The 22,552-nt window shown below is 41.7% G+C and carries 24 protein-coding genes; 18 read left to right on the top strand and 6 right to left on the bottom strand.

Going from position 1 to position 22,552, the window contains the following annotated elements; all coding sequences use genetic code 11:
- Positions 1-257: 257 nt before the first annotated feature.
- Complete coding sequence (locus IGJ28_RS01305; RefSeq protein WP_003128534.1) at positions 258-575, bottom strand: DUF960 domain-containing protein; 318 nt, start codon at positions 573-575, stop codon at positions 258-260.
- Positions 576-694: 119 nt separating this feature from the next.
- The gene (locus tag IGJ28_RS01300; protein ID WP_003128535.1) at positions 695-1,309 is read right to left on the bottom strand and encodes a 50S ribosomal protein L25/general stress protein Ctc; all 615 of its coding nucleotides are present in this window, start codon (positions 1,307-1,309) and stop codon (positions 695-697) included.
- A 300-nt stretch (positions 1,310-1,609) separates the two neighbouring features.
- On the opposite strand from IGJ28_RS01300, the gene IGJ28_RS01295 reads away from it, so the two are divergent.
- The 3 genes from IGJ28_RS01295 (at position 1,610) to udk (ending at position 3,733) form a co-directional block, all read left to right on the top strand.
- On the top strand, positions 1,610-2,323 hold the full coding sequence (locus IGJ28_RS01295; protein ID WP_138371466.1) for a pseudouridine synthase: 714 nt from the start codon (positions 1,610-1,612) through the stop codon (positions 2,321-2,323).
- 13 nt (positions 2,324-2,336) lie between these two features.
- Complete coding sequence (locus IGJ28_RS01290) at positions 2,337-3,020, top strand: YjjG family noncanonical pyrimidine nucleotidase (RefSeq protein WP_252712487.1); 684 nt, start codon at positions 2,337-2,339, stop codon at positions 3,018-3,020.
- 83 nt (positions 3,021-3,103) lie between these two features.
- Positions 3,104-3,733 (top strand): uridine kinase, encoded by a 630-nt coding sequence (gene udk / locus IGJ28_RS01285; protein ID WP_003128539.1) that lies wholly within the window; start codon positions 3,104-3,106, stop codon positions 3,731-3,733.
- Positions 3,734-4,003: 270 nt separating this feature from the next.
- Here the strand turns inward: udk and IGJ28_RS01280 are convergent, their stop codons facing one another.
- Genes IGJ28_RS01280 through IGJ28_RS01270 form a run of 3 tightly spaced genes read right to left on the bottom strand, consistent with a single transcriptional unit; the run spans position 4,004 to position 6,465 of the window.
- Positions 4,004-4,474: a GNAT family N-acetyltransferase gene (locus IGJ28_RS01280; protein ID WP_252712486.1), complete on the bottom strand. Its 471-nt coding sequence runs from the start codon at positions 4,472-4,474 to the stop codon at positions 4,004-4,006.
- Positions 4,475-4,476: 2 nt separating this feature from the next.
- Positions 4,477-5,787 (bottom strand): sensor histidine kinase, encoded by a 1,311-nt coding sequence (locus tag IGJ28_RS01275; RefSeq protein WP_252712485.1) that lies wholly within the window; start codon positions 5,785-5,787, stop codon positions 4,477-4,479.
- A gap of 3 nt (positions 5,788-5,790) precedes the next feature.
- Positions 5,791-6,465, bottom strand: coding sequence for a response regulator transcription factor (locus IGJ28_RS01270; RefSeq protein ID WP_003128546.1), 675 nt, complete (start codon positions 6,463-6,465; stop codon positions 5,791-5,793).
- Between the two features lie 132 nt (positions 6,466-6,597).
- On the opposite strand from IGJ28_RS01270, the gene IGJ28_RS01265 reads away from it, so the two are divergent.
- The 6 genes from IGJ28_RS01265 (at position 6,598) to IGJ28_RS01240 (ending at position 12,827) form a co-directional block, all read left to right on the top strand.
- Positions 6,598-7,320, top strand: coding sequence for a polyphosphate polymerase domain-containing protein (locus IGJ28_RS01265; RefSeq protein ID WP_081131403.1), 723 nt, complete (start codon positions 6,598-6,600; stop codon positions 7,318-7,320).
- The gene (locus tag IGJ28_RS01260) at positions 7,310-7,984 is read left to right on the top strand and encodes a DUF4956 domain-containing protein (RefSeq protein WP_081131402.1); all 675 of its coding nucleotides are present in this window, start codon (positions 7,310-7,312) and stop codon (positions 7,982-7,984) included. The genes IGJ28_RS01265 and IGJ28_RS01260 overlap by 11 nt, the downstream gene beginning before the upstream one ends.
- A gap of 12 nt (positions 7,985-7,996) precedes the next feature.
- The gene (locus IGJ28_RS01255; RefSeq protein ID WP_081131401.1) at positions 7,997-9,826 is read left to right on the top strand and encodes a carbohydrate-binding domain-containing protein; all 1,830 of its coding nucleotides are present in this window, start codon (positions 7,997-7,999) and stop codon (positions 9,824-9,826) included.
- Positions 9,827-10,086: 260 nt separating this feature from the next.
- Entirely contained in the window at positions 10,087-11,583 is a 1,497-nt protein-coding gene (locus tag IGJ28_RS01250) for an ABC transporter permease (protein WP_252712483.1), read from the top strand.
- A gap of 10 nt (positions 11,584-11,593) precedes the next feature.
- Positions 11,594-12,259 (top strand): ABC transporter ATP-binding protein, encoded by a 666-nt coding sequence (locus tag IGJ28_RS01245; protein WP_081131399.1) that lies wholly within the window; start codon positions 11,594-11,596, stop codon positions 12,257-12,259.
- Between the two features lie 115 nt (positions 12,260-12,374).
- Positions 12,375-12,827 carry a YaiI/YqxD family protein gene (locus IGJ28_RS01240; RefSeq protein WP_003128555.1) on the top strand — a complete coding sequence of 151 codons (453 nt, stop codon included), beginning with the start codon at positions 12,375-12,377 and terminating at the stop codon, positions 12,825-12,827.
- A 27-nt stretch (positions 12,828-12,854) separates the two neighbouring features.
- Here the strand turns inward: IGJ28_RS01240 and IGJ28_RS01235 are convergent, their stop codons facing one another.
- Positions 12,855-14,588, bottom strand: a complete 1,734-nt coding sequence (locus IGJ28_RS01235) for an ABC1 kinase family protein (protein ID WP_438845092.1) — start codon at positions 14,586-14,588, stop codon at positions 12,855-12,857.
- Between the two features lie 180 nt (positions 14,589-14,768).
- On the opposite strand from IGJ28_RS01235, the gene IGJ28_RS01230 reads away from it, so the two are divergent.
- The 9 genes from IGJ28_RS01230 (at position 14,769) to IGJ28_RS01190 (ending at position 22,481) form a co-directional block, all read left to right on the top strand.
- Entirely contained in the window at positions 14,769-15,824 is a 1,056-nt protein-coding gene (locus IGJ28_RS01230; protein WP_003128558.1) for a D-alanine--D-alanine ligase, read from the top strand.
- 86 nt (positions 15,825-15,910) lie between these two features.
- Entirely contained in the window at positions 15,911-17,260 is a 1,350-nt protein-coding gene (locus IGJ28_RS01225; protein ID WP_041119802.1) for a UDP-N-acetylmuramoyl-tripeptide--D-alanyl-D-alanine ligase, read from the top strand.
- A gap of 392 nt (positions 17,261-17,652) precedes the next feature.
- Complete coding sequence (locus tag IGJ28_RS01220; protein WP_170081099.1) at positions 17,653-18,867, top strand: replication initiator protein A; 1,215 nt, start codon at positions 17,653-17,655, stop codon at positions 18,865-18,867.
- Positions 18,864-19,151, top strand: a complete 288-nt coding sequence (locus IGJ28_RS01215; protein WP_170081098.1) for a hypothetical protein — start codon at positions 18,864-18,866, stop codon at positions 19,149-19,151. The genes IGJ28_RS01220 and IGJ28_RS01215 overlap by 4 nt, the downstream gene beginning before the upstream one ends.
- 20 nt (positions 19,152-19,171) lie before the next feature.
- Positions 19,172-19,555, top strand: coding sequence for a hypothetical protein (locus IGJ28_RS01210; protein ID WP_438845091.1), 384 nt, complete (start codon positions 19,172-19,174; stop codon positions 19,553-19,555).
- Between the two features lie 624 nt (positions 19,556-20,179).
- Complete coding sequence (locus IGJ28_RS01205) at positions 20,180-20,746, top strand: hypothetical protein (protein WP_170081096.1); 567 nt, start codon at positions 20,180-20,182, stop codon at positions 20,744-20,746.
- Between the two features lie 490 nt (positions 20,747-21,236).
- Complete coding sequence (locus IGJ28_RS01200) at positions 21,237-21,746, top strand: hypothetical protein (protein ID WP_170081095.1); 510 nt, start codon at positions 21,237-21,239, stop codon at positions 21,744-21,746.
- 25 nt (positions 21,747-21,771) lie between these two features.
- On the top strand, positions 21,772-22,155 hold the full coding sequence (locus IGJ28_RS01195) for a hypothetical protein (RefSeq protein WP_170081094.1): 384 nt from the start codon (positions 21,772-21,774) through the stop codon (positions 22,153-22,155).
- Positions 22,156-22,241: 86 nt separating this feature from the next.
- Positions 22,242-22,481: a hypothetical protein gene (locus tag IGJ28_RS01190; RefSeq protein WP_438845090.1), complete on the top strand. Its 240-nt coding sequence runs from the start codon at positions 22,242-22,244 to the stop codon at positions 22,479-22,481.
- The last annotated feature ends 71 nt before the right edge of the window (positions 22,482-22,552 follow it).

Here is a 22,552-nt window from a genome sequence, read left to right as displayed (position 1 = left end):
AATGAAGAAAATAAGGAAAAAAACAGGGATTCTGGATTCATAGTAGGGAATGATGGAAGGGGAAATTGGGTGATCCTGCAAGCAGTGTCGCTTAAAAGCAGACTCAAAAGAACCGCACAACTGAATAGCTGAAAAATAGTAGGGCAACACTAAAAAACTACTAGGCTAAGAATACCTTAAGCCTAGCAGAAAGTGTCTAGCTATCCCTCACTCGCTGGAGATTTGGTACGTAATGCAGAGAAATAAATTATAGAAGATCAGCTTGCTTCACTAGGCAATAAAATGGTTTGGCGCTGACCATCATCATAGGCATAAACGGTTTGAGGCAAATACTCATTGTAAGCAATCGGCAGATCGATACACATCCCAGCACGGCGATCATCTTGTGAAAAATGAATACTAACACGGCCGTCATTATTTTTTACGTGAAAAGTTAATAGATTTTCTAACGGAATAACGCCTTTCAGATCCAAGTCAATGATCAGCCATAAACTATCGATCAATTCTCCCGGCATGGTTTGGACGATACCGCCAGAAGCATAGCGGCTGCGGCTACTGTCAAATGGTTCAAACATGGTTGTTCCCTCCTTGAGGATAAAGTCGGTCGTGGGTCGGCAATCGAAAGATAGAATCAACTTGTTTAAAATAAGACCACTCCCCAAGGAATGGTCTTATTCTTTACTTGTAGCAAAAATTATTCTTGATCTTCACCAATAACAGCTGGTTCTGCTGCTTCACCGTTTTCGTCATCTTCTGAAAGTTCTTGTGCTTCAGCAACAGCAACGATTTGTTCTTCGGCTTCTGTGACGATCGTATAATCATCATTTTTCTCTAAATCGCCTACAGTCAACGCGTCACCAATTTCAAGTCCAGTGACATCAACTTCAATACGTTCAGGTAATTTATCTGGTGTTGCGGATACAACGACACTGTATAAGTTTTGTGTCAATACGCCGCCGGCTTTCACGCCTGCTGCATCACCAACTAAGGTCAATTCAGCTTCTACCTCAGTTTCTTCATTCATATCGACTGAGATGAATTCAACATGGGTCAATGCACGAGTGAACGTGTCTGATTGAAATTCTTTGATCAGTGTATTTACTTTCTTGCCTTCTAAGTTCATAGTGATTACGGTATTCAAACCATTTTCACGTAGCAGTCTTTCTAATTCCGCTGCATTGACTGCAATCGGAGTACTGTCTACTTGATAACCATTCACGATAGCAGGTACTTTTCCTTCGTGACGCAATTTGTTCCGTAATGAACGGGGGCGAACTTCTCTTTTCGTAACTTCTAATGATACTGACATAACTCAATTCCTCCTAAAATTTCCCGAAAAAAACGGGATGTTTTTAAGCAAATTTTGTTAACTCTGCACATTAAGTGGTACGTGAGTAAAAACACGCAAAAGGGCAGTTGTTTACACAACTGCCCCAGAAAGTTTTGGTTCAACTTTTCTCCACCAGGTCGTAACGCTGTGTATGAGAAACTTTATTTACTTTACTCTTTAACCTTACGTGGAAAGTCGAAGAAAGTCAAATGAAATGATGAGTCGAGGATTTGCAAGCAATTAAATCTGAGCTATAATAGCCAAGATGGAGAGAAAACAATGCGTTTAGACAAACTGATAGAAGAGCGGTTAGCGACCTCTCGCAAAGAAATGAAACGTCTTTTTCAACAAGGGAAAGTCTTGGTGGATCAGCAAATCGAACGGAACCCATCTCGAAATGTCGACAGTCGATTGCATGAAATCAAGGTTGCTGGGGTACTGCTGCAAACAAGAGATGTGTATTACTTACTCAATAAGCCAGCGGGGGTGGTGACAGCAAATAAAGATCACCAGCACCCCACAGTCATTGATCTTTTACAACCAGAAGACCGACAGGCGACACTTTATGCAGTGGGACGTTTGGATCGCGATACAGAAGGATTGGTGTTGTTGACGACGAATGGGCAGTTAGGCTATGAATTATTGCACCCAAACAAGAAAGTGCCGAAACGATACGATGTTATTGTCAATGGTCCGGTAACAGCGGAAGATGTGGCTGCTTTTGCTCAAGGCATCGTTTTTCATGGAGGTGTCGTTTGCCAGCCTGCCAAATTGACCATAGAGATGACTTCAGGTAGGCGGTCCTTTGTTCATCTAGAGATTGCTGAAGGGAAGTTCCATCAAGTGAAGAAGATGTTTTTAGCAAGAGGGAAAAAAGTGATTGCCCTAAAAAGAGTTGCAATTGGTCCTTTGGAACTAGGGGATCTATTGTCCGGAGAATACCGGAATCTCACCCAATTTGAATTAGAAAGCCTAGCGAATTATTTTCGCTGAGAAAGAGGAGACTATGACTTATAAAACACTGTTATTTGATGTCGATGATACGATTCTTGATTTCCAAGATACTGAACATGAAGCGCTGACAGCTCTTTTTGCGGAACAAGGTCTGACGATGGATCTCGAAATGAAACAGATTTATCAAGAGGTTAATCACGGATTGTGGCAACAATTTGAACAAGGGAAGCTGTCTAGAGACCAAGTAGTCAATGAACGATTTGGCTTATTTTTTAAAAAGTATGGGCGAATCGTCGACAGTGAAGCGATGGAAAAACACTATCGTTCTTACTTGGATCAAGGGCATAAATTATTAGGCAATAGTCAGCTAGTGTTGGCCGAATTGGCTGACAAGTTTGATTTATATGTTGTGACTAATGGTGTCTCTAAAACCCAATACCGCCGTTTGTCAGATGCTAAGTTGATGCCTTATTTTCGGGATATCTTTGTATCAGAAGATACAGGTTATCAAAAACCAATGAAAGAATTCTTCACCTATGTTTTTGACCGGATTCCTAATTTTGAACAACAAAAAACAGTCATTATTGGTGACTCATTGTCTTCAGATATTTTGGGCGGACATTTGTCAGGGATCGATACAATCTGGCTGAATCCTAACAAAAAAGCGGCTTCAACAGTTCTCCCAACCTATGAGATCCAGTCGTTGGATCAATTGCCATCGTTATTAAAAGACTGATTTCTTAGAAATGAATAGTAATTTTTCAGAATTTCGCTATAATAGAAACAGTGTAAATTTTAGAGACGAAAGAGGTTAATTGAATGACGAATGGCAAGCCCATTATTATTGGTGTGACTGGTGGTTCTGGTAGTGGAAAAACAAGTGTGAGCCGAGCGATTTTCAATCACTTTCCCAATCATTCCATTATGATGCTTGAACAAGACTCTTATTATAAAGATCAAAGCAACTTGAGCTTTGAAGAACGGTTGAACACAAACTATGATCATCCGTTTGCCTTTGATACCGATCTATTGATCGAACATCTGCAGAAACTCCTTGCCTACGAAACGATCGAAAAACCGGTCTATGATTATGTGGCACATACTCGCAGTGAAGCAACGATCATTCAGGAACCAAAAGAAGTGATCATTCTTGAAGGAATCTTGATTTTGGAAGACGAACGTTTGCGAGACTTGATGGATATCAAACTGTATGTAGATACGGATGATGATATTCGAATCATTCGTCGGATCAAACGAGATATGGAAGAACGCGGACGAACGCTGGATTCCGTTATTGAACAATATTTGACAGTAGTCAAGCCTATGTATCATCAATTTATCGAACCTACGAAGCGCTATGCAGATGTCATCGTTCCAGAAGGCGGCGAGAACCACGTAGCGATTGATTTGATCACAACGAAAGTTGCAACATTCCTAACCGAAAGCTGAGCATCTTTTCTTTCGAAAACACTTATTAAAGAATTTTTTTGATAAAGCAGTAGTTTTTCTTTATCAATTATGGTAAAGTATACCTCATGCGACGAGTCGAGATGGTCTAGCTTTGACTGACCAGATTGATAACAGAGGCACAAGGAGCGATCCACCTGCCGGATGCAGGGTGTCGGAATATTCCTTTTGTGGAGATAGGGTATTCTACTAGTAATAGTACTGTGAATAAAAAACAGCTTTGAACATTCATGTTCAAGGCTGTTTTTTTGTCTATTTCTGTAGGGGATAGCGATAGATCATCGATTCTTCTCCCCAAGGATGATAGCCTGTACCCATTAGCTCAAAACCAAATTTTTCATAAAACGAAACAAGATCTGTACATAAATAAAGGGTCGAGAAACCAGCAGTAGCGGCAGATTGCTTGATAGTTGCGATCAAAAGCCGAGCACCACCTTGTCTGCGATAGTGAGGATCGACATAGAGGGCGCACAGCCAAGGCATCAAATCCATTCGGCTGATAAAATCATTCGTGATCAGTCCACCACAGCCAATGATCGAGAGGACAGCAGCGGCTTGGTTATCCACGAGTAGGAACCATTGCGGTAGATCGGTATCTGCAAAACTGTGGGTCAAGCTATCTTCATACACTTTCATGGATGCGGGACTCGCCCATTTTGATTGAAAATAAGCGATCGCTTCCTGTAAATATTCAGGATGTTCTCTTAAATGAATGACTTTCATTTTTATCCCTCCTTTGGCAAACGGATTTGAAAAATAACGCCTTTAGGTTGTAGATCACGTACACTGATTTGCCCTTTGTGTTCCTCCACGATTTGTTTGGCGATGGCCAAACCGAGACCATAGCCGCCGGTTTCTTTTGAACGGGAGCGATCTTCCCGATAAAAGCGTTCAAAAATATGTTTCTTGTCTTCATCGCTAATAGATGGACCTGTGTTTCTAACTTCGAGCAGCCAATACTTGTTGGAAATTTCTGACAGCAGTGTGATCTTATCTCCTTGACTTGTATATTTCAGGGCATTATCCAATAAAATTACTAATACTTGATGTAATTTTTTTGGGTCGAAGACAGCAGTTGTCGTAGCTAGGTTTTCCAAGACAAATTGTTTATTATTCATTTTGGCAATCTCTTGAAACGGTTTTGCCAGTTCTTGAATGAAAGGAGCGATGGCAATGGTTTCTTTGGCTAACATCTGCTGGTTGGAATCGCTGCGGGCAATCGTCAATAAATCCGCTGTCAATCCAGTCAACCTCCGGGTCTCTGCTAATGCTTGAGCAATACTTTCTGATTCCTCAATGATCGTATGATTGGGCTTAGTGAAGGTGCGCTCTAAACTGTTTTGGATAATCGTCAAAGGCGTCCGTAATTCATGAGAAGCATTTTCGACAAATTCTTGCTGTTTTTTCCACGAAGCGAGGATCGGCCGCATTGTCAATGAAGAAAGGTAGTAGCTGATACCGATTGACAAGATCCAAAAGAAAATCATCGATAAAATCAAAATTGTTTGAAAGTTGTTCATTGCATTATTGATTTGGTTGGTATTGGCCAACACTTGAACATAGGCTACCCCTGATTGGTTCGTAGGCGCGGCAACCGTGATCGAGTGAAACAGCAAAGTCTCCGCTTCATTTTGATCGCTTACGGTCAGTGATTGAATCGTATTTAAATGTTCCGTATCTAATTTGAGTGAAGCTAGCTGAGAGAAACGTCCGCCTAATGATTGTTTGTTTACTATCGTACCGTCTTCTGACCAAAGAATAAATTGGGTGTTGAAACGATTGGTTCCAGGAATCTTTGGCATTGCTGTATTTGGCAGTAAGGCAATGGCTTCGTTTTGATTGGCGTTGTTGATCTCTGCTTGGACCAGACGTGTATCTTGGACGGCTTGTTCAAGGGCAATATCGGTTTCTTGATATGCAGATTGATCAAATAATTCTAGTACAATGATTCCGAGCAATGTAAAGATCAATGCAAAAGCGCTGATATTGATCAAGAACAATTTAAGTCGCTGTTTCTTGGAGAGTTCTTTGTTCATTCGCTAATCTCCTTGCATAATATAGCCTACATTGCGCAGTGTCCGGATCTCTTTATCAATACCAGTATCCCGAAGATGTTTGCGTAAATTGCTGATGTAGACCTCGACTACTGTGATCGTTGTTTCTGAATCAAATCCCCAAATACGGTCAAAAATTTGCTCTTTCGTCAAAATAATGCCTCGGTTTTGCAAAAAATAAACGAGTAATGCAAATTCTTTTCCTTGGATAGGTAATAGCTTTTCGTCAATCGTTACCTCATTAGTAGAGAGATTGCAGGTCAATCCTTTATAGACCACTTGGTTTTCATTAAATAAACCCAATGAACGTTTTAACAAGGCTTTGCAACGCATCAATAATTCTTCCCGATAAAAAGGTTTTGTCAAATAGTCATCGGCGCCCTTTTGAAAGCCAGCGACCTTATCCTCTAATCCATCTTTGGCGGTTAAGATCAAGACTGGTGTCTGAACAGTGTGCTGTCGTAATTTTGCCAATACTTCATAGCCATTCATTTCTGGAAGCATCAAATCTAGAATGATCAAATCATAAATCCCACTTTGGGCTTCATACAGACCTTCACTCCCATCAAAAGCTTGGCTGATTTCACCAATTTCTGCAACGATTTCTTTAATATTTTCTGATAACGTTCTGTCGTCTTCGATCAGTAATAACTTGATCATTCTGTCACCTCTTTCATTATAAGCATAGCATGAGTAACATAAAAAAAACTTAAAAAAGTGATTTTTGCTTAAGCTGTCTTTAAGTTTCAGCGTCTTAAATAGGGACTATAGCAATCAAAGGAGGAAAATACCATGAAATTAAAAAAGGTATTTCAACGAAAAGAAACCAAGTATCTTTTATCGTCTGAGCAGTTTCAGCCGTTTCTGGGTGCGTTGCAGCAGAGGATGAAGGTTGATGAATATGGTCAACACACGATTCTATCTCTTTACTATGACACGGATGATTTTCGTTTCATCCGTCATTCGATGGATAAGCCAAAGTATAAAGAGAAATTTCGCATCCGGAGTTATGGTGTTCCATCTCAGGACAGTTTGGTGTTCCTAGAAATCAAGAAGAAAGTCAATGGCATTGTATATAAGCGGCGTGTTCCTCTAAGCTATTCAGATTATCAATCATGGATACGAAGCGGGGAATTTCCTACCACTATTCAACCACTTCAAATTGCCGCCGAAATTCGTTGGCTATTTAAACAAAACCATGACTTAAGTCCGCGCGTTTTGATTGCCTATGACCGCCTTTCGCTTTTTGCATCAGAAGACAGTGAATTTAGAGTGACCTTTGATCAAAACATTCGTTATCGGGAAAGCAATCTGACATTGTCTGAAGGGAGTTATGGACAATTGATAGCGCCAGAGATTGGTGTGCTGATGGAAGTCAAAGCAATGGGGGCCTATCCCCTTTGGTTTGTTGAACAATTGAATCAGTATGGTGTGCGCAAAGCTAGTTTTTCCAAGTATGCTCAAACCTACCAACGTCATTTGTTTAAAAAGGAGGATATTCAGAATGTTATCTAGTTTGTTAAGTGATACCGCTACTCTTGAATGGGATGGCTTGATTATTTGTATTAGTGCCTCACTGATTCTGGGTCTCTTAGTTGCCGGAGTGCATATGGTAAAGAATGCTTATACAAAAAATTTTGTCATTACGTTGGCAGTACTGCCGGTTCTAGTACAATCAGTGATTATGCTGGTCAATGGGAATTTAGGAACTGGGGTAGCGATTTTGGGCGCATTCAGCTTGATCCGCTTCCGTTCCGTTCCAGGAGGTTCTCGCGAAATCACCAGTGTGTTTTGGTCCATGGGGATCGGCTTAGCCACCGGTATGGGTTATGTCGGTTATGTGGTGGTTTTTTCATTCGTGGTAGCTGCCTTTTTATTGATGCTGTACACCTTACCCTTTGGCGAACGACGTAAGACGAGCGAACGGGAATTGAAAATAACTATTCCAGAAGACTTAGATTATCCCCAACTGTTTGATGACATTTTTGAGAAATTTACTCATACAGCCAAGTTGGATTCGGTACGCACAACAACCATGGGTAGTCTCTACGAGTTACGCTATCACTTAGTATTGAAGGATCAAACACAAGAAAAGGCTTTGATCGATGATGTACGGACGCGTAATGGCAATTTACCTGTTGTACTCGGTAAAGTTGCGGCTAATCGTGATGAATTATAAGGAGGAAGACCAATGAAAAAAATCTACCCATTGTTTTTGGCACTGTTACTGGTAGCTTGTGCGCAGCAATCTGAAACAAATTCTTCAAGTTCTGCCACTGGAACTTCGGAAGCAACGGTTACGAATGGATCTACTTCTTTGGAAGATACAGATTATTATGGAAAGTATGAAGAAGAGGATTTGGATGCTTCTTATGAGTCATCTTCAGCCATAGCGATAAAACTGGCGGGTGCACAAACGGAAGCTGGAGAAGGATTTACAGTTGATGATCAAACAGTAACGATTACTTCGGCAGGGACATATATGGTCAGCGGTTCTTTGACAGATGGTCAGTTGAAAATCAACGTCGACAAAGAAGCCAAAGTTCATTTGATTTTTGCTGGAGTAAGTATCACGAATGCTAACAGTTCAGCAGTTGTTATCGAGCAGGCAGAGAAAGTCATTACGACATTAGCTGCGGATACAACAAATACGTTAACGGATGGAACGAGTTATACCTTTGCAGAAGGAGAAACCGAACCGGATGCTGCTTTTTATAGCAAAGACGATTTGTCGATCAATGGAGAAGGGAAATTGGTCATTGAAGGCAATTATAGCAACGGCATCCGCAGCAAAGACGATTTAGTCTTGGCAAGCGGCACCTATGAAATCACAGCAAAAAACAATGCGATCAAAGGAAAAGATTCGGTGTCGATTCGAGATGGGAATTATACTCTGACGACTTCTGAAGGAGATGGTATCCAAGCCAACAATACCGAAGATGCTACAAAAGGCTATATTGGGATTGATGGTGGTATATTTACGATCCAAAGTGGTCGGGATGGTATCCAAGCTGAGACAAATCTTAGTATTCAATCAGCAGAAATGACCGTTAAGACAGCTGATGGTGCAGATAGTCAATCAGTCGTCGCTGATGAAAGTTATAAAGGAATGAAAGCAGGTGGATCCATCCTACTAGCAAGTGGTTCCTATACTATCGATAGTGCGGATGATAGTATCCACGCCAATGATTCAGTCACCATCAATGGCGGGGAGATTTCAGCAGCGACTGGAGATGATGGCATTCATGCAGACAATGGTTTAACCATTAATGATGGGACGATTATTGTCAACAAATCCTATGAAGGCTTAGAAGCAAGCGTCATCACCATTGCTGGTGGAGATATTCAAGTGCTAGCAAGCGATGATGGGGTAAATGCCGGCGGCGGCAGCGACACGACGGACAGCGGACAATTTGGACAAGATAGTTTTGGAGGAGGACCAGGCGGTGGCGATCAAGCAGACGATAGCAAAGAAGTTGTCATCACAGGTGGAACCTTGTCAATTGATGCTGAAGGAGATGGATTGGACAGCAATGGCAATGTCACAATGAGCGGTGGAATCGTGATTGTCAATGGACCGACGCAAGGCGGGAATGGCGCTTTAGATTATAATGGAACCTTTGAAATTACAGGTGGGACCCTCGTCGCTGCAGGAACCACTGATATGGCAATGAATGTGAGTGGCGGAACACAACGATCAGTGGCGATTACTTTCGATCAATCTCAGGCAGCAGACACGTTGATCACCTTGCAAGATACTGAGGGCAATACGTTATTATCCTATGCACCTAGTAAGGATTTTCAACATGTGGTGATTTCAAGTCCAGATTTACAATCAGCAGACTATACACTACTTAGTGGCGGCAGCAATAGTGAAACTTCTGTTTATGGTCTTTATCAAGGAGGAAGTGTGAAGGATGCTTCTGAATTAGGCACATTATCTTTAACAGATACCCTTTCAAATTTGACTCAATCTGGCGCAACTGCCACGACAAACCAAATGGGCGGATTTGGACGCTGATCAATTCTAGTAGCCCTCGTTGGAGGAACCAAAGAAAGAATACTACGAACGATGACCGCTACAACTTAGTTTATTCTTGCTATACATGATTGGTAAAAAGCCATTAAAGTGTAACATTCTGAAAGGATATTCTAGCCCTCCATTTCCGAGATTGAAGCAGACAGTGTCTAAAGATATCGTGGATAGACCATGCCTATTTTAAGGTGTACTTAAGCTAGTAAACATATAGTCAAGCTACGTTTAGTAGAGGAGGATATGAGATGAATTTTATGAAACGCGGCTTACAAAGTTTGTGGGCAAAGAAAGGTCGAAGTTTGCTGCTGATTGCTGTTTTTTCGGCAATTTTGATTTTTGTTTTAGCAGGATTGACAATCCGCAGTGCTGCTTTAGTCGCAACCGAAAACGCACAAAAAAGCGTGGGAGCGACGGTGACGCTGCAAGCCAATCGGGAGTCTCTTCGACAAAACAGCCAAACAGCTTCTTCAGATACTTCAGAGGGGGAGTCGACACCGCCCGATCCAGGCAGTTTCCAGAATACACCGGTAAATCTTAGTGATGCTCAAGCAATTGCAGCGTTAAGTGGGGTAGCATCCTATAGCTTTGAAGCGAGTACATCAGCCGATGCTGTCAGTGGCATTGAAGCTATTTCAAGTGAGGATGACGAAAGTACAGCGACAGAATCTACGGAGGATTCATCTAGAGCAACGAATGGCCAGCCAAGTGGGATGCCTAATATGCAAGGAGGCAGAATGAGCAGCGGCGATTTTCAAATCACTGGTGTTTCCGAAAGTACGAACTATACAAGTTTTTCAGAAGGCACCGCGAAAATTACCGATGGTGAAGCCATCACTGCAGGAGATGAAGGGACGAATCATGTCTTGATCGAATCAGAATTAGCAGAAGCAAATGGGCTTTCAGTTGGCGACAAATTTGTTATTTCTGATAGTGAAGACAATGAAGTCGAAGTAACGATCAAAGGGATCTATGAAACCAGTGAAGTTGGGAACAGTATGAGCCAAATGTTCAATTTTTTGAACCCAGCCAATACATTGTTTGCATCCTATACTCTCGTTAATACATTGGCGGGTAATGAGGATACGTTAGATTCGGCGACTTATACGTTGAGTGATCCTTCAGAAATGGACAGTTTCGTTGCTCAAGCTGAAAAACTGATTGATACCGATACCTACAGTATCCAAACGAATGATCAAATTTATCAGTCGATGTTGACACCATTGAATAATGTTGCAAGTTTTGCCAAAAATATAATTGTGCTAGTTGCGGTTGCCGGTGTCATCATATTGACATTGATCATAATGTTGTCGATCAGAGAACGCAAATATGAGATCGGCGTTCTGTTATCTTTAGGCGAATCGCGAATAAAAGTCATTTTACAGTTTTTTACTGAGATTGCTATCTGTATGTTCTTTGCATTGGGAATCGCTGCAGCTAGTGGCAATGTTGTAGGGAATATCGTGGGCGAGCAGCTGTTGGCTCAACAAACGACAACGGAACAAGCGGACGCAGGGATGAATGGTCCGGAAGGAATGCCAAGTATGGGCAACGGCGGTCCTAATGGCAGAAGCGGGCTATCCGCTTTTACACCCTCGGCAGAAGTACAAGAGTTAGCTATTACGGTTTCATTCCAAGAAATCGGCTTATTGGCATTGTTAGGTGTAGGGATCAGCTTTGGGTCCATTCTATTATCTTCAGCTGGAATTTTGCGCCTCAATCCAAAAAAAATATTGGTTTCCTAGGAGGGATAGCATGACGTTACAAACAGAAAAATTAGGTTACTGGTACCAAACAGAATCTGAAGCCCTTTTTCGAGAAGTAGATTTGACCTTTGAGTCTGGAAAAATGTACGCGATCCTTGGTTCCAGCGGTTCTGGTAAAACGACCTTTCTCTCATTAATCACGGGATTGGACACACCAAAAGAAGGGAATATTTATTACGATAACGAACCGTTGAACAAAATTGGATTGCGAGAATACCGTCGTAAAGATGTTTCTATCGTCTTTCAAGCTTATAATTTGTTGCCCTATATGTCGGCACTGGATAATGTGACTACCGCAATGGCGATTGCCAAGTCACAACAAACAGATAAAAAGGCATATGCTTTGGCAAACCTGGCAAAAGTTGGGATAACTGAAGAATTAGCTATGAAGAAAGTTACCCAGCTTTCCGGTGGACAGCAACAACGAGTGGCCATCGTCCGGGCTATATGCTGTGAACATGAGTTGATCGTGGCAGATGAGCCCACCGGTAATTTAGATGAAACGACCTCAAAAGATATCGTTCAACTGTTTCAAGAAATTGCCCATGAACAAAAGAAATGTATCATCTTAGTGACCCATGAACAAGAAGTAGCGAAAGTCTGTGATGTTGTTTATGAACTAAAAGAGCGTCAATTTGTCATGCGGGACTCCTAATAAACTTGTTACTGAAAGACTAAACTCAAGGCTGTATTTTCTCATCAGAGCGGATACAGCCTTGTCTTGCATCTTGCAGCAGAAACTTCTACAATAAAAGGAAGGGGGCGAGACGATGCGATTACTGATCGATGGGGATGGTTCCCCAGTAAAAAACGAAGTCATTGAATTAGGTGCGCAGTTTGCATTGCCAGTTGTGATTGTCACTAGTGTCGATCACTATACGGCCAAAGAATATCCTGATTTTGTTCATTTTGTCTATGTGGATAAGGGGGCCGATCGAGCCGACTATGAGATTGTTAAAGAAATTCAACCGGGCGATTTTTTAGTCACACAAGATTATGGCTTAGCTTCACTTGTATTACCAAAAAAAGCCCGTGTTTTTCATCATAACGGGACAGAATATTTGCCGGAGACTATCGACTTTTTATTAGGGCAACGGTATTTAGGAACACAAATGCGTAAAGCCGGCAAGCGGACCAAAGGCCCGAAACCATTCACGAAAGAGGATCGTCAACAATTCAAACAAGTTCTAGAGCAAGAAATTAAAAAGACGATCCAGCAGTAACCATCATTGAGGAGACTGCTGGATCGTTTATTTTTTTCGAAAACGATCATAAAAATATTTTCCGGCAACGGTGACGATGGCCACAAAGGCTATACAATAGCCAAAGATACCCATTTGATGAACAAAGCCGCCCTGTTGGGGACTTGCAACGACTAAAAGAGAGGAACCTAAAATCACTGCTGCTAAGATAATGCCAATCACTAGCCGATTGATCATTTGATCAAAACGGTCCAGCAGCTGTTTTTGATGGCGGATCTCAATATTCAGACGATGCTTGCCAGTAGCTAGTGTGTTGACAGCAGCTAATGTTCGATCAGGGAGTCGACTGAGTGCTCGGAGACTTTTGGCACTGGCTAACAAACTTTTTTTCATTTCTTCTTCAAGATCCAGCTGCTGCAAAAAGTATTTCTGAGCAAATGGCTGTGTCACTTCCATCATCGATAATTGAGGGTCAAGTGCCTCGATTACTCCTTCAAGCGTTCCGAAAGCTTTAATCAGCAGCGTGATGTCACGGTGCATCTGCAGATGATTGTCATGACAGATAGTGATGACCTCAGCTAATACTTTTTGCAAATCAATATCTTTGATCGGCATGTTGTAATAATTTTCAACAAAAGACTGAAGATCTTGATAGAAATCCACTTCATCGAAGTTTCTTTCCCGACGGCAAAGGCGTAGGACAGCTCTACCAACTTGTTGGGTATCTTGAGTGTACAATGCGATCAAGGCATCTGCCAGCCGACTGCGAAGGGTCTGGTCCAGATGTCCCATCATTCCGAAATCTAAAAAGATCAAGCGATAAGGCGGCAATGTCTCCTCATCCTGCCATTTTAAGGAGTAATCGACACCGCCTAAAACACCAACTTTCTTTTTTACATGGAAAGGAGCTGTTTGCTGATCGGGGTCCAGTGGTTGCAAGAAGAGATTTCCAGGATGAGGGTCTGCATGGAAAAAGCCGTCTTCAAAGACTTGCTTCATAAAGTTCTCTACCAGCAGGGTACCGACCTCTTTCTTGATTTCTTTTACTGTCCGGTTGGGAAAAAATTGTTCATTGTTTTTTCGAGCAAGCAAACAGTTTAGGTTTTCTCCTTCCATATAGTCCATGACGATGACTTTACGTGTACACCACTGAGGATAGACTTTAGGAATCTCGATCTGCTGCCAGTGGTGATTGAAGTGATAAAACTCTTGCGCATTTTTCGTTTCTTGCAGAAAGTTTGTTTCATTATCCAATGAGCGTCGAACTTCATGCAGAACGCTTTTAAGATCCACCACATTCGTTTCTGGAATATAGCGAATCAAAGGAATCGCTTTTTCAAACAAATCGAGATCTACTTGGATAGCGGAAATAATGCCGGGATGCTGTACTTTGACAACAACTTCTTTGCCATCTTTTAGAGTCCCACGGTGAGCTTGACCGATAGATGCCGAAGCTAAGGGCTTTTCTTGCAAAGTTGTAAAAATGGCTGTCAGAGGTTGTTCCCATTCTGCTTCTAACAGCGCCTGGACTTGCGGAAAAGGATCGCTTTTGACATTGTCTTGCAAGTGTTTGAATTCATTGATAAAAGCGTCAGATAATAAGTCGCTACGGACGGAAAGCATTTGTCCGATTTTAATGAAGGTGGGTCCTAATTCTTCAAAGGCTTTGCGTACATCGAGGGGATCTTGCTGCTTACTTAAATTTTGAATCACTTTGTATTTGAGAAACACTTGAACGATCTGTCTGAGTCTTTTTTTCTTAGATGGTGATTCCTGTTCCATACGGGCACCTCTATTCTTTAAGTTTCGCTAGTCTAATAGTACGAAGAAATCAAGAAACATTCAACTACGGATGATTTCAGTTGTTAAAATCGGCAAGAAATAATGTCGCAGCTTCGTTTTTGTGCTAAAATGTGGAAGAATTAGTTTTGGTAGAAACAATGAATACAGGAGGAATTTCTTTTGAAAATTATTTTATTATATGGCGGACGCAGTGCAGAGCATGATGTATCGCTTCTATCCGCTTTTTCAGTAGTCAATGCTGTATATTATAATTACTACCAAGTACAATTAGTAATGATCACGAGAGATGGCCAGTGGCTAAAAGGCTCTTTATTGACTGAAGCCCCTACATCCAAAGAAGTGTTGAATCTGACGGATTCGGCTTACCAAGGGACGCCGATCCAACCTGGTGAGATCAAGGAAGAGGATGCGATTGTTTTTCCGCTGCTCCACGGACCAAATGGAGAAGATGGAACGATCCAAGGTTTTCTAGAGACCATCGGCATGCCTTATGTAGGCGCAGGGGTTTTAACTAGTGCCTGTGGCATGGATAAGATTATGACCAAATATATCTTGCAGGCGGCGGGGATTCCGCAAGTTCCTTATGTACCCGTTCTTAAAAACTATTGGAAAGAAAATCCTAAAAAAGTATTTGAACAATGTGAAGGCAGTCTTTTGTATCCAATGTTTATCAAACCTGCCAATATGGGTTCAAGTGTTGGGATCACAAAAGCTGAAAATCGGGAAGAATTGCAAAATGCACTTCAAGAAGCCTACCGTTATGATACACGAGCGATCGTAGAACAAGGGATCGAAGCTCGCGAAATCGAAGTCGCTGTTCTTGGAAATGAAGATGTGCGTACAACAATGCCCGGCGAGATCGTTAAAGATGTAGCTTTTTATGATTACAATTCGAAGTATCTTGACAATAAGATTGAGATGCAGATCCCAGCTCAAATTCCTGAGGAGACACAAGCGAAAGCGCAAGAGTTTGCCAAAAAAGCTTATACGATGCTTGGAGGAAGCGGCCTCAGCCGCTGCGACTTTTTCTTGACGAACAAAAACGAATTATTCCTGAATGAATTGAACACGATGCCTGGTTTTACCGAGTTTAGTATGTACCCGCTGTTGTGGGAAAAAACCGGTCTGCCATATGGTGATTTGATTGAGGAATTGATTCAATTAGGAGTCAACCGTTTTAAACAGCGTCAAGCCTTTTTAACCGATGTCGAATAATCACAAACAGGGAAATCAGTTCAACTCAAGGTGAAGCTTGAAAGGACCATGATCTTCCCTGTTTTTAACTTAAGGAGATAAATAAGATGAATCTATCGATAAAAGAAGTTGCCGCTTTATTTGGCGTAGAATGTGCCGATCAGACAATGATCAGCAGTGTAGAATTTGACAGCCGCTTGGTCACTACCGATAGTTTGTTTGTGCCGTTGGCCGGAACGAGAGATGGCCATGAGTTTGCTCAACAAGCACAAGAAAAAGGAGCAATCGCTGCTTTTTGGAGCCATCCGACAATCCAGCCGCCAGAAGGACTAATGATCATCGAAGTATCAGACACCCTAGCTGCCTTTCAAAAGCTGGCAAAATTCTATAAAGAAAAACTGGCGCCAAAAGTAATTGCTATTACAGGTAGCAATGGTAAGACTACTACAAAAGATATGGTAGATGCGGTGGTGGCACAGCAGTTCAAAACCTACAAAACACAAGGAAATCACAATAATGAAATTGGTTTGCCACTAACGATTCTGCATGCACCAGCGGATACAGAAGTTCTTGTATTGGAGATGGGGATGGATCATGCGGGGGAAATCGAGGTCTTGTCACACTTGGCTCAGCCAGATGTTGCAGCGATCACATTGATCGGTGAAGCCCATATTGAGAATCTTGGTTCTCGTGAAGGAATCGCGAAAGCCAAGATGGAAATCACTGCCGGCTTAGACCCAGCAGGATTTTTCATGATACCAGCAGACGAGCCTTTATTGACCCCCTACCTTGCAGAGTTGACTCAGCAAGTAGAAACCTTTGGTTTGGGTGAAGGCAATCTTAAAGGAACGATCCAAGAAGAAACCCAAGAACAAACAGCTTTTACGGTAGCGGATCAAGTCTATACGATTCCAGTGATCGGCGGCTACAATGTAAAGAATGCCTTGATCGCGATTGGCATCGGCCGTTATTTGGGGATTGAAGAAGAAAAAATCAAAGCAGGATTGGCTGATTTTCAACTGACAAAGAATCGTACACAATGGTTGAAAGCTGCGAATGGCGCCGCTATTTTAAGCGATGTCTATAATGCAAACCCAACAGCGATGGGATTAGTCTTAGACAGTTTCAGAAAATTGCCTCTGACTGGCAGACGGATCGCTGTGCTAGCAGACATGTTGGAGTTAGGTCCTGATTCAGCGAAGATGCATGCCGGGATGGCGGATCATTTAGATGAAAGGTTCGATTTGATCTTTTTGTACGGTAGTGAGATGCAAGCGTTGAAACGTGCATTGGATCAAAGCCGCTTAGCCGATCGAGTCCATTTCTTTAGCAAAGAGGAAAAAGCGGCGCTGATCACACAACTACAAAAAGAACTGCAGCCTACGGATAGCATTGTTTTAAAGGGGAGCAACGGAATGGGCCTGGTTGAGGTAATTGATTCTCTAACAGCAATGTAAAGTAAGCGGTAAGTGTCTAGAGTTTAGTTAGGATTAAAAAATAAGAATTTAGAAGTAAAGAGGATAGAGAAATCTGTCCTCTTTTTTGTTGTTCAGGCGGAAGGGGAGAATCAAGAAAACAACTATCCGAAGTGGTCGGTTCAAAAGGTTCGATTCCTTGTATTTGTATAGGGACTAGAAATAGCTCCCAAAGCCATATTATTGACCCTCTTTCTAGATGATCAGTATAGTTTCCGCCAAATCTTTCTAGATGACTATACTGAGCCGCAGGTATTCAGATGTTTTGACATTGGTGAGTACGGGTTCGACTCCCGTTGCCTGCTTACAAAATTTTATGAGGTTTTTCTATTTCTCTTGGCGGAGAAGTAGAAAAATCTGAAGGAGGCTATAACATGGCAGACATTACAGTGAATCAATTAACCACGCAATACTTTTATCAAATCCCACAAATCTTTATGACACGGACAGAGCGTATCAAGGATAGTATGGGAAAAGTTATTAAAAAGATTCGCTATACGAGCGATTACGCACAATTATCCAATGATGCCAAATTGGCGTATGGGGCATTGTATAATCGCTGTCAGTTATCGATTCGTTCGTATGAATCTGGAAAACGAGATTTTGTTGATGAACATGGCTCTGTGTTTTTGATTTTTACTGTGGAAGAATTAATGGAGTTGTTAGATAAGTCGAATAAGACCATTACGAAGATCAAAAAAGAATTAAAGCAGAAGAAGCTGTTGCGAGAAGTAAAACAAGGTCTAAATAAGCCCAATCGTTTATATCTTCAATTAGTCGAAGCGGATCATCAAATGATTGAAGAATATGATTCAGAAAATCGATTGATCAAGCGGTTGGATTATCTTGGAAATGAACTTTCTCTTCCAAAAGAGGATCATTCGAAAAGAATAGAAAAAACGCCTGAATCCCTTGGGGGACAAGGACGTGTAAATTTTACACGTGTAGAAAATACACGTCCGGAAGTGAAAAATTTACACCCTAGTAATACTGAATTAAGTAATACTGAGAATATTAACGATACAAATCGATACGAGAAACTAACGGATGTTTCTCTTTCAGAAATTCCAGAAGCAGAGCTGCTCAAAATGGGCGACTATCCATTTTTGACGAAGCGAACCATTGAGCTGTTTTCTCATTTCGGGACAGATGCAAAAAAATTGATTGATAAGATTTATGCCGCAAAGCGCAAAATAGAAAAAGAGTATGCGGATATTCTAGCGATCCATTATCGTGTTTTGCCACGATTAAACGGAGAGCTTTGGGCACAAGATTTGGAACACGAAGTAGAGAAATTCATTTTTAAATATCGTACGAGTTGTCATGAAGGAAAACCGATTCAAGATCTATTTGCTTATTTTTATCGGATGATGACACATTTCTGGAAATTGGTGTTGTTGGCAGAAACCGTTGTTTCTTTCTCTGAAATTGAACGCTTAAGACAAGAATGGTTATCAGATGAACGGACAGAACGAAGCGTGCTTCAAGCAATTTTCCCTGATCAATATACGTTGCCGCAATTGGATAACGAATTGCTTTGTTTGCGTGAAACAGCAGTAAAACGTGGGGACAAGGAGGAAAACCGATGAAATTTCTAGAAACAAATCGACAGTGCTACAACAGCTATTACGTGCCGTTTGAAACACTGTATTATGCAAGCTGGCCGCCAACCTATGTGACTTGCGATTGTGGAGAATTGGCGGAACATATCGTGCATTATCGCCGGTTGCCTTGTGGCGCGCCGCATTTTGAAAATACATTTATTTGGAAGTGTATCCATTGTGGGGCACGGTACCGACAAATAAAAGGCACATTTGATTTTGAACGGATGGTTCAGGAGAGGGATAACCCAAATGATGCTGATGGGAAATAAGCGGAGGAGGCGAAAAAGGAATGGACAGAAATCAAGCGTTTCCTGAAAAATTCGGCCCACGGGTGAAAGAACAAGGGATTTTTCGAATGACCGATATCCAACGTCTCGGTGCAGAGTGCCAGTGTTTTCCCACGTTTGAGACGTTTCATTTGCCGGGAGGAAAAACTCGGATCGTTCGGCGATTACGAAAGTTTCGTGTCGAAGACAGAGACGTCGTGGAATTTGAGGAATACCAGGAAGGAAAGGAGCGTAAAATCTATGACAAACAAACCTTGCCCTTAAAAGCGATCTATCCAGAGATCAAACGCGTAACGGATGCGTCAGGAAAAACGATCGCACGCCGCTTGAAACCTGAACAGCCGTTACGTTGGCTGCTTCCAACAGGACGGCAGAGTAAATGCTAAAAATTGAATACACAAACACTTGATGTTCTCTTTTTCGATGTACCTTAACATCTGATCGAAAGTAATTGGACGCTTGGAAAATCTATGGAGGACTTAGCGAATACCGTAGACTTAGGGAGTCTGCGGCTAAAGTTAGGGCATACGTGCTAGACCTTTTTTGACATCAACGTCGGTTCTCTTTTACGCATCTACAACAACGAATTGGTAGTGTGAGTCCATGCGGTAGGAACTGGGAACAGGAATGAACGGAAACGATGACGGTTTTCGGTAAACCACAGATGGCACAAGTAAGAAGATTATCGGAACGATCAGCCATAGCGCCTTATCTAATCAGAACCGCTACTAAGGGGATAAGGTTACGTACATTTTTGAAATAGAAAATCAGATTTCCAGTAATGTGGAAACTTCAGAAGGAGTTTTTTAAAAGACTTTTTCTGAGCGTATGCGGGAGTACATGTAGGCACTTGCGAAGACCCTATCAAGAAGATGGGCGAGCATTTACCGTTGTCTTACTAGGGTTTCTGGATCCGGACGCCATAATCCAGTCGAATGCCCGTTAGGGTAGATCGAAGAAGAGAACAGAGAAAGGCAAACAAGCTATCGATTGAAAGGAGTGGAGAAAGCATGGCACAATCTGAAAAAGAACGAACGCCAAAATATTGTTTTACAGGCGAGACCAAATCGTATCAACACCGGACACTGTATCGGATTCAAGCGTGTCGAGCGTTTGGAACCGTGAAAGCTGGCGAGGTGGGTGGTTGGATAGAGAAACAGGAAAATCTTTCACATGAGGACACTTGTTGGGTTTCTGATGAAGCGATAGTGTGTGATGATGCCTGGGTTCATGGCCATGCCCAAATTCAAAAATGGGCAAAGGTCCGAGACCAAGCGGAAGTGTATGGCTATGTGGTAGTGAGTGATTTTGCGATCGTTTCAGAACACGCCCGATTGACGCAACGTGCGGAAGTGTTCGATCATGCGAAAGTAAAAGGCTGTGCCGTCACCAGTGATTTTGCGCGGATTCAAGATTATGCGGAAATCTCTGGTCAAGCTTGGGTATATCAATATGCAGTCGTTGGCGGATGGGAACAGATCGGTGGTCGAGAGCGGATTATCAGCGATAGTCTGCATAAGAAGCATTTTCAACGGAAGTTACAGTTTTGGACAGAAAGAGAGCAATTCTTTTACTGATAAACATGTCTTATGATCATCCGTTTTAGATCTGTTGACCCGTGCGAGTGTCGGGCTCCTCCCCCAGTGTTTTTTTCACTTTCTTTTTTCACTGGGTCATCGGTTTAGACACCTCCCGACATTCGTAGGAGTCAGCAGATCAATAGAGGATGGTATGAATAACCATGAGCTAACCTGATTGGGGGAAGGATCGTTGTTTTAGTGAACGATCCGACGAAATAGCAGAAAGCAAAAAACAAGAATGGACATGGAAGAAACCGCGATAGAAGCTGTTCGTAGTTGAAAACTTTGGTAGGTTGATGGATACGGGTGTTGGTTTCTTCTTTCTTTAACAAACGGTGAAAATAATAACTAAAACAGGCACGAGTAAACTCCAACAATAAAAAAACTTTTAGAGAAATATACACTACTCACTAAACACCCTTATCCACCAGCCTATCAAGGGAGAAGAAAAAAAGAATTTAGATGAGCGATAGAAACAGGTGAAAGGATGCTTAAATTAATCACATTAGAAAAGATCGGGTTTAACAATTCGATCAAGTGCAATGATTTCTTTGATCATGAGAGCGAATGTTGGATCGTTCGAGCGATTGCCCAAAATCGAGTGAAAGCAAGATATGTCAACTTGGGAGCTAAGTCAGGCTGGCAACATGACTTGATTGAAGCAACAGTAGTCGCGCAAAAAATCGGTACATTCGATCCAAACAATCGAGTTTCCAGAGAAACAGAACTCATAAGCACCTGCAAAACAGCTTCGATGAATGCATTGCCTTCCTGGGAAAAACGACGAACGGTAAAAGTTGGAGATGTATGTGAATTGGGAGAAAATGCTTTTTATATCGCAAGGGAAATCACAGAAATCAAGTATAGCTTTGTGGATGTGGTAACAGTATTAAAAGGATACAGCGTGACGGAATTACCGCCGCTAGAAATTCAAAAGCTGAACAATCAACGACGATTAAACGAATTGGGTTGGTCAGTCTACTATTCACCAACATAATCAACAAAGAGGAAGGAAAAAATGAATGAGGAAAATCGTATCTATGGTTTTGGTATCAATGGGACTCTTTCTATTTACTGGTTGTACGGATGCAGATATTGCCTCCTATAATTTGAGTGAAGATGCCGATAATTTTAAAGTATTACGAAAAGTGACGTTTATCAATACTGTAACAGATGAAGTGTTGTATACCGTTGAAGGGAACTTTTCTATCGCAGCAGATACAGAGGATAACCAGCTGGAGATTACTGCAAAAACTGGCGAGGATCAATTTCAAAAGCATTTTCTAGGCTTATCACCAACGACGGTTTATATCGTGGAACAATTGGAATGGCAAGAAACAAATCAATATCAGTTCAAAATCACCATTAAGCCAAGTGCAGTATTACCAGATGTGGATATTCGTTAGGGGGGAGGAAAAATGAGCCAAGTCGTGTATGGCATCATGCTATTTTGTACCTGTTTGTTTTTCTGGGGAATGTATCGTTTGTTGGGTTGTTGCATGCATTGGATGGTTGCTCGGATTTGTGCGTTGCTGGAACAGCGACCGAAGCGCTTCAAATAAAAAAGGCTGTCGTGAAAGGACAAACGACAGCCACTGAGCTAGCTGGTTTAGGGTTGATGGTATTTATGAAATCGGTCATATGCAAAAAACTAGCTCAAATCAAGTATACAACAGGAATCAATGAGAAAAAAGTGGAAACGAGTGGTTGGCTGACTGGTGCGAGTATTTGAAACTCCTTGTATTTGACCGATTAAAACCAAAAAATCCCAACAAAAAATGATTTTCAACACAGAATACTCGT

Origin of the sequence: Enterococcus sp. AZ091, assembly GCF_051714805.1 — a bacterium.
GTDB lineage: Bacteria > Bacillota > Bacilli > Lactobacillales > Enterococcaceae > Enterococcus_D > Enterococcus_D gallinarum.
This window is presented reverse-complemented; position numbering and strand designations above follow the sequence as displayed.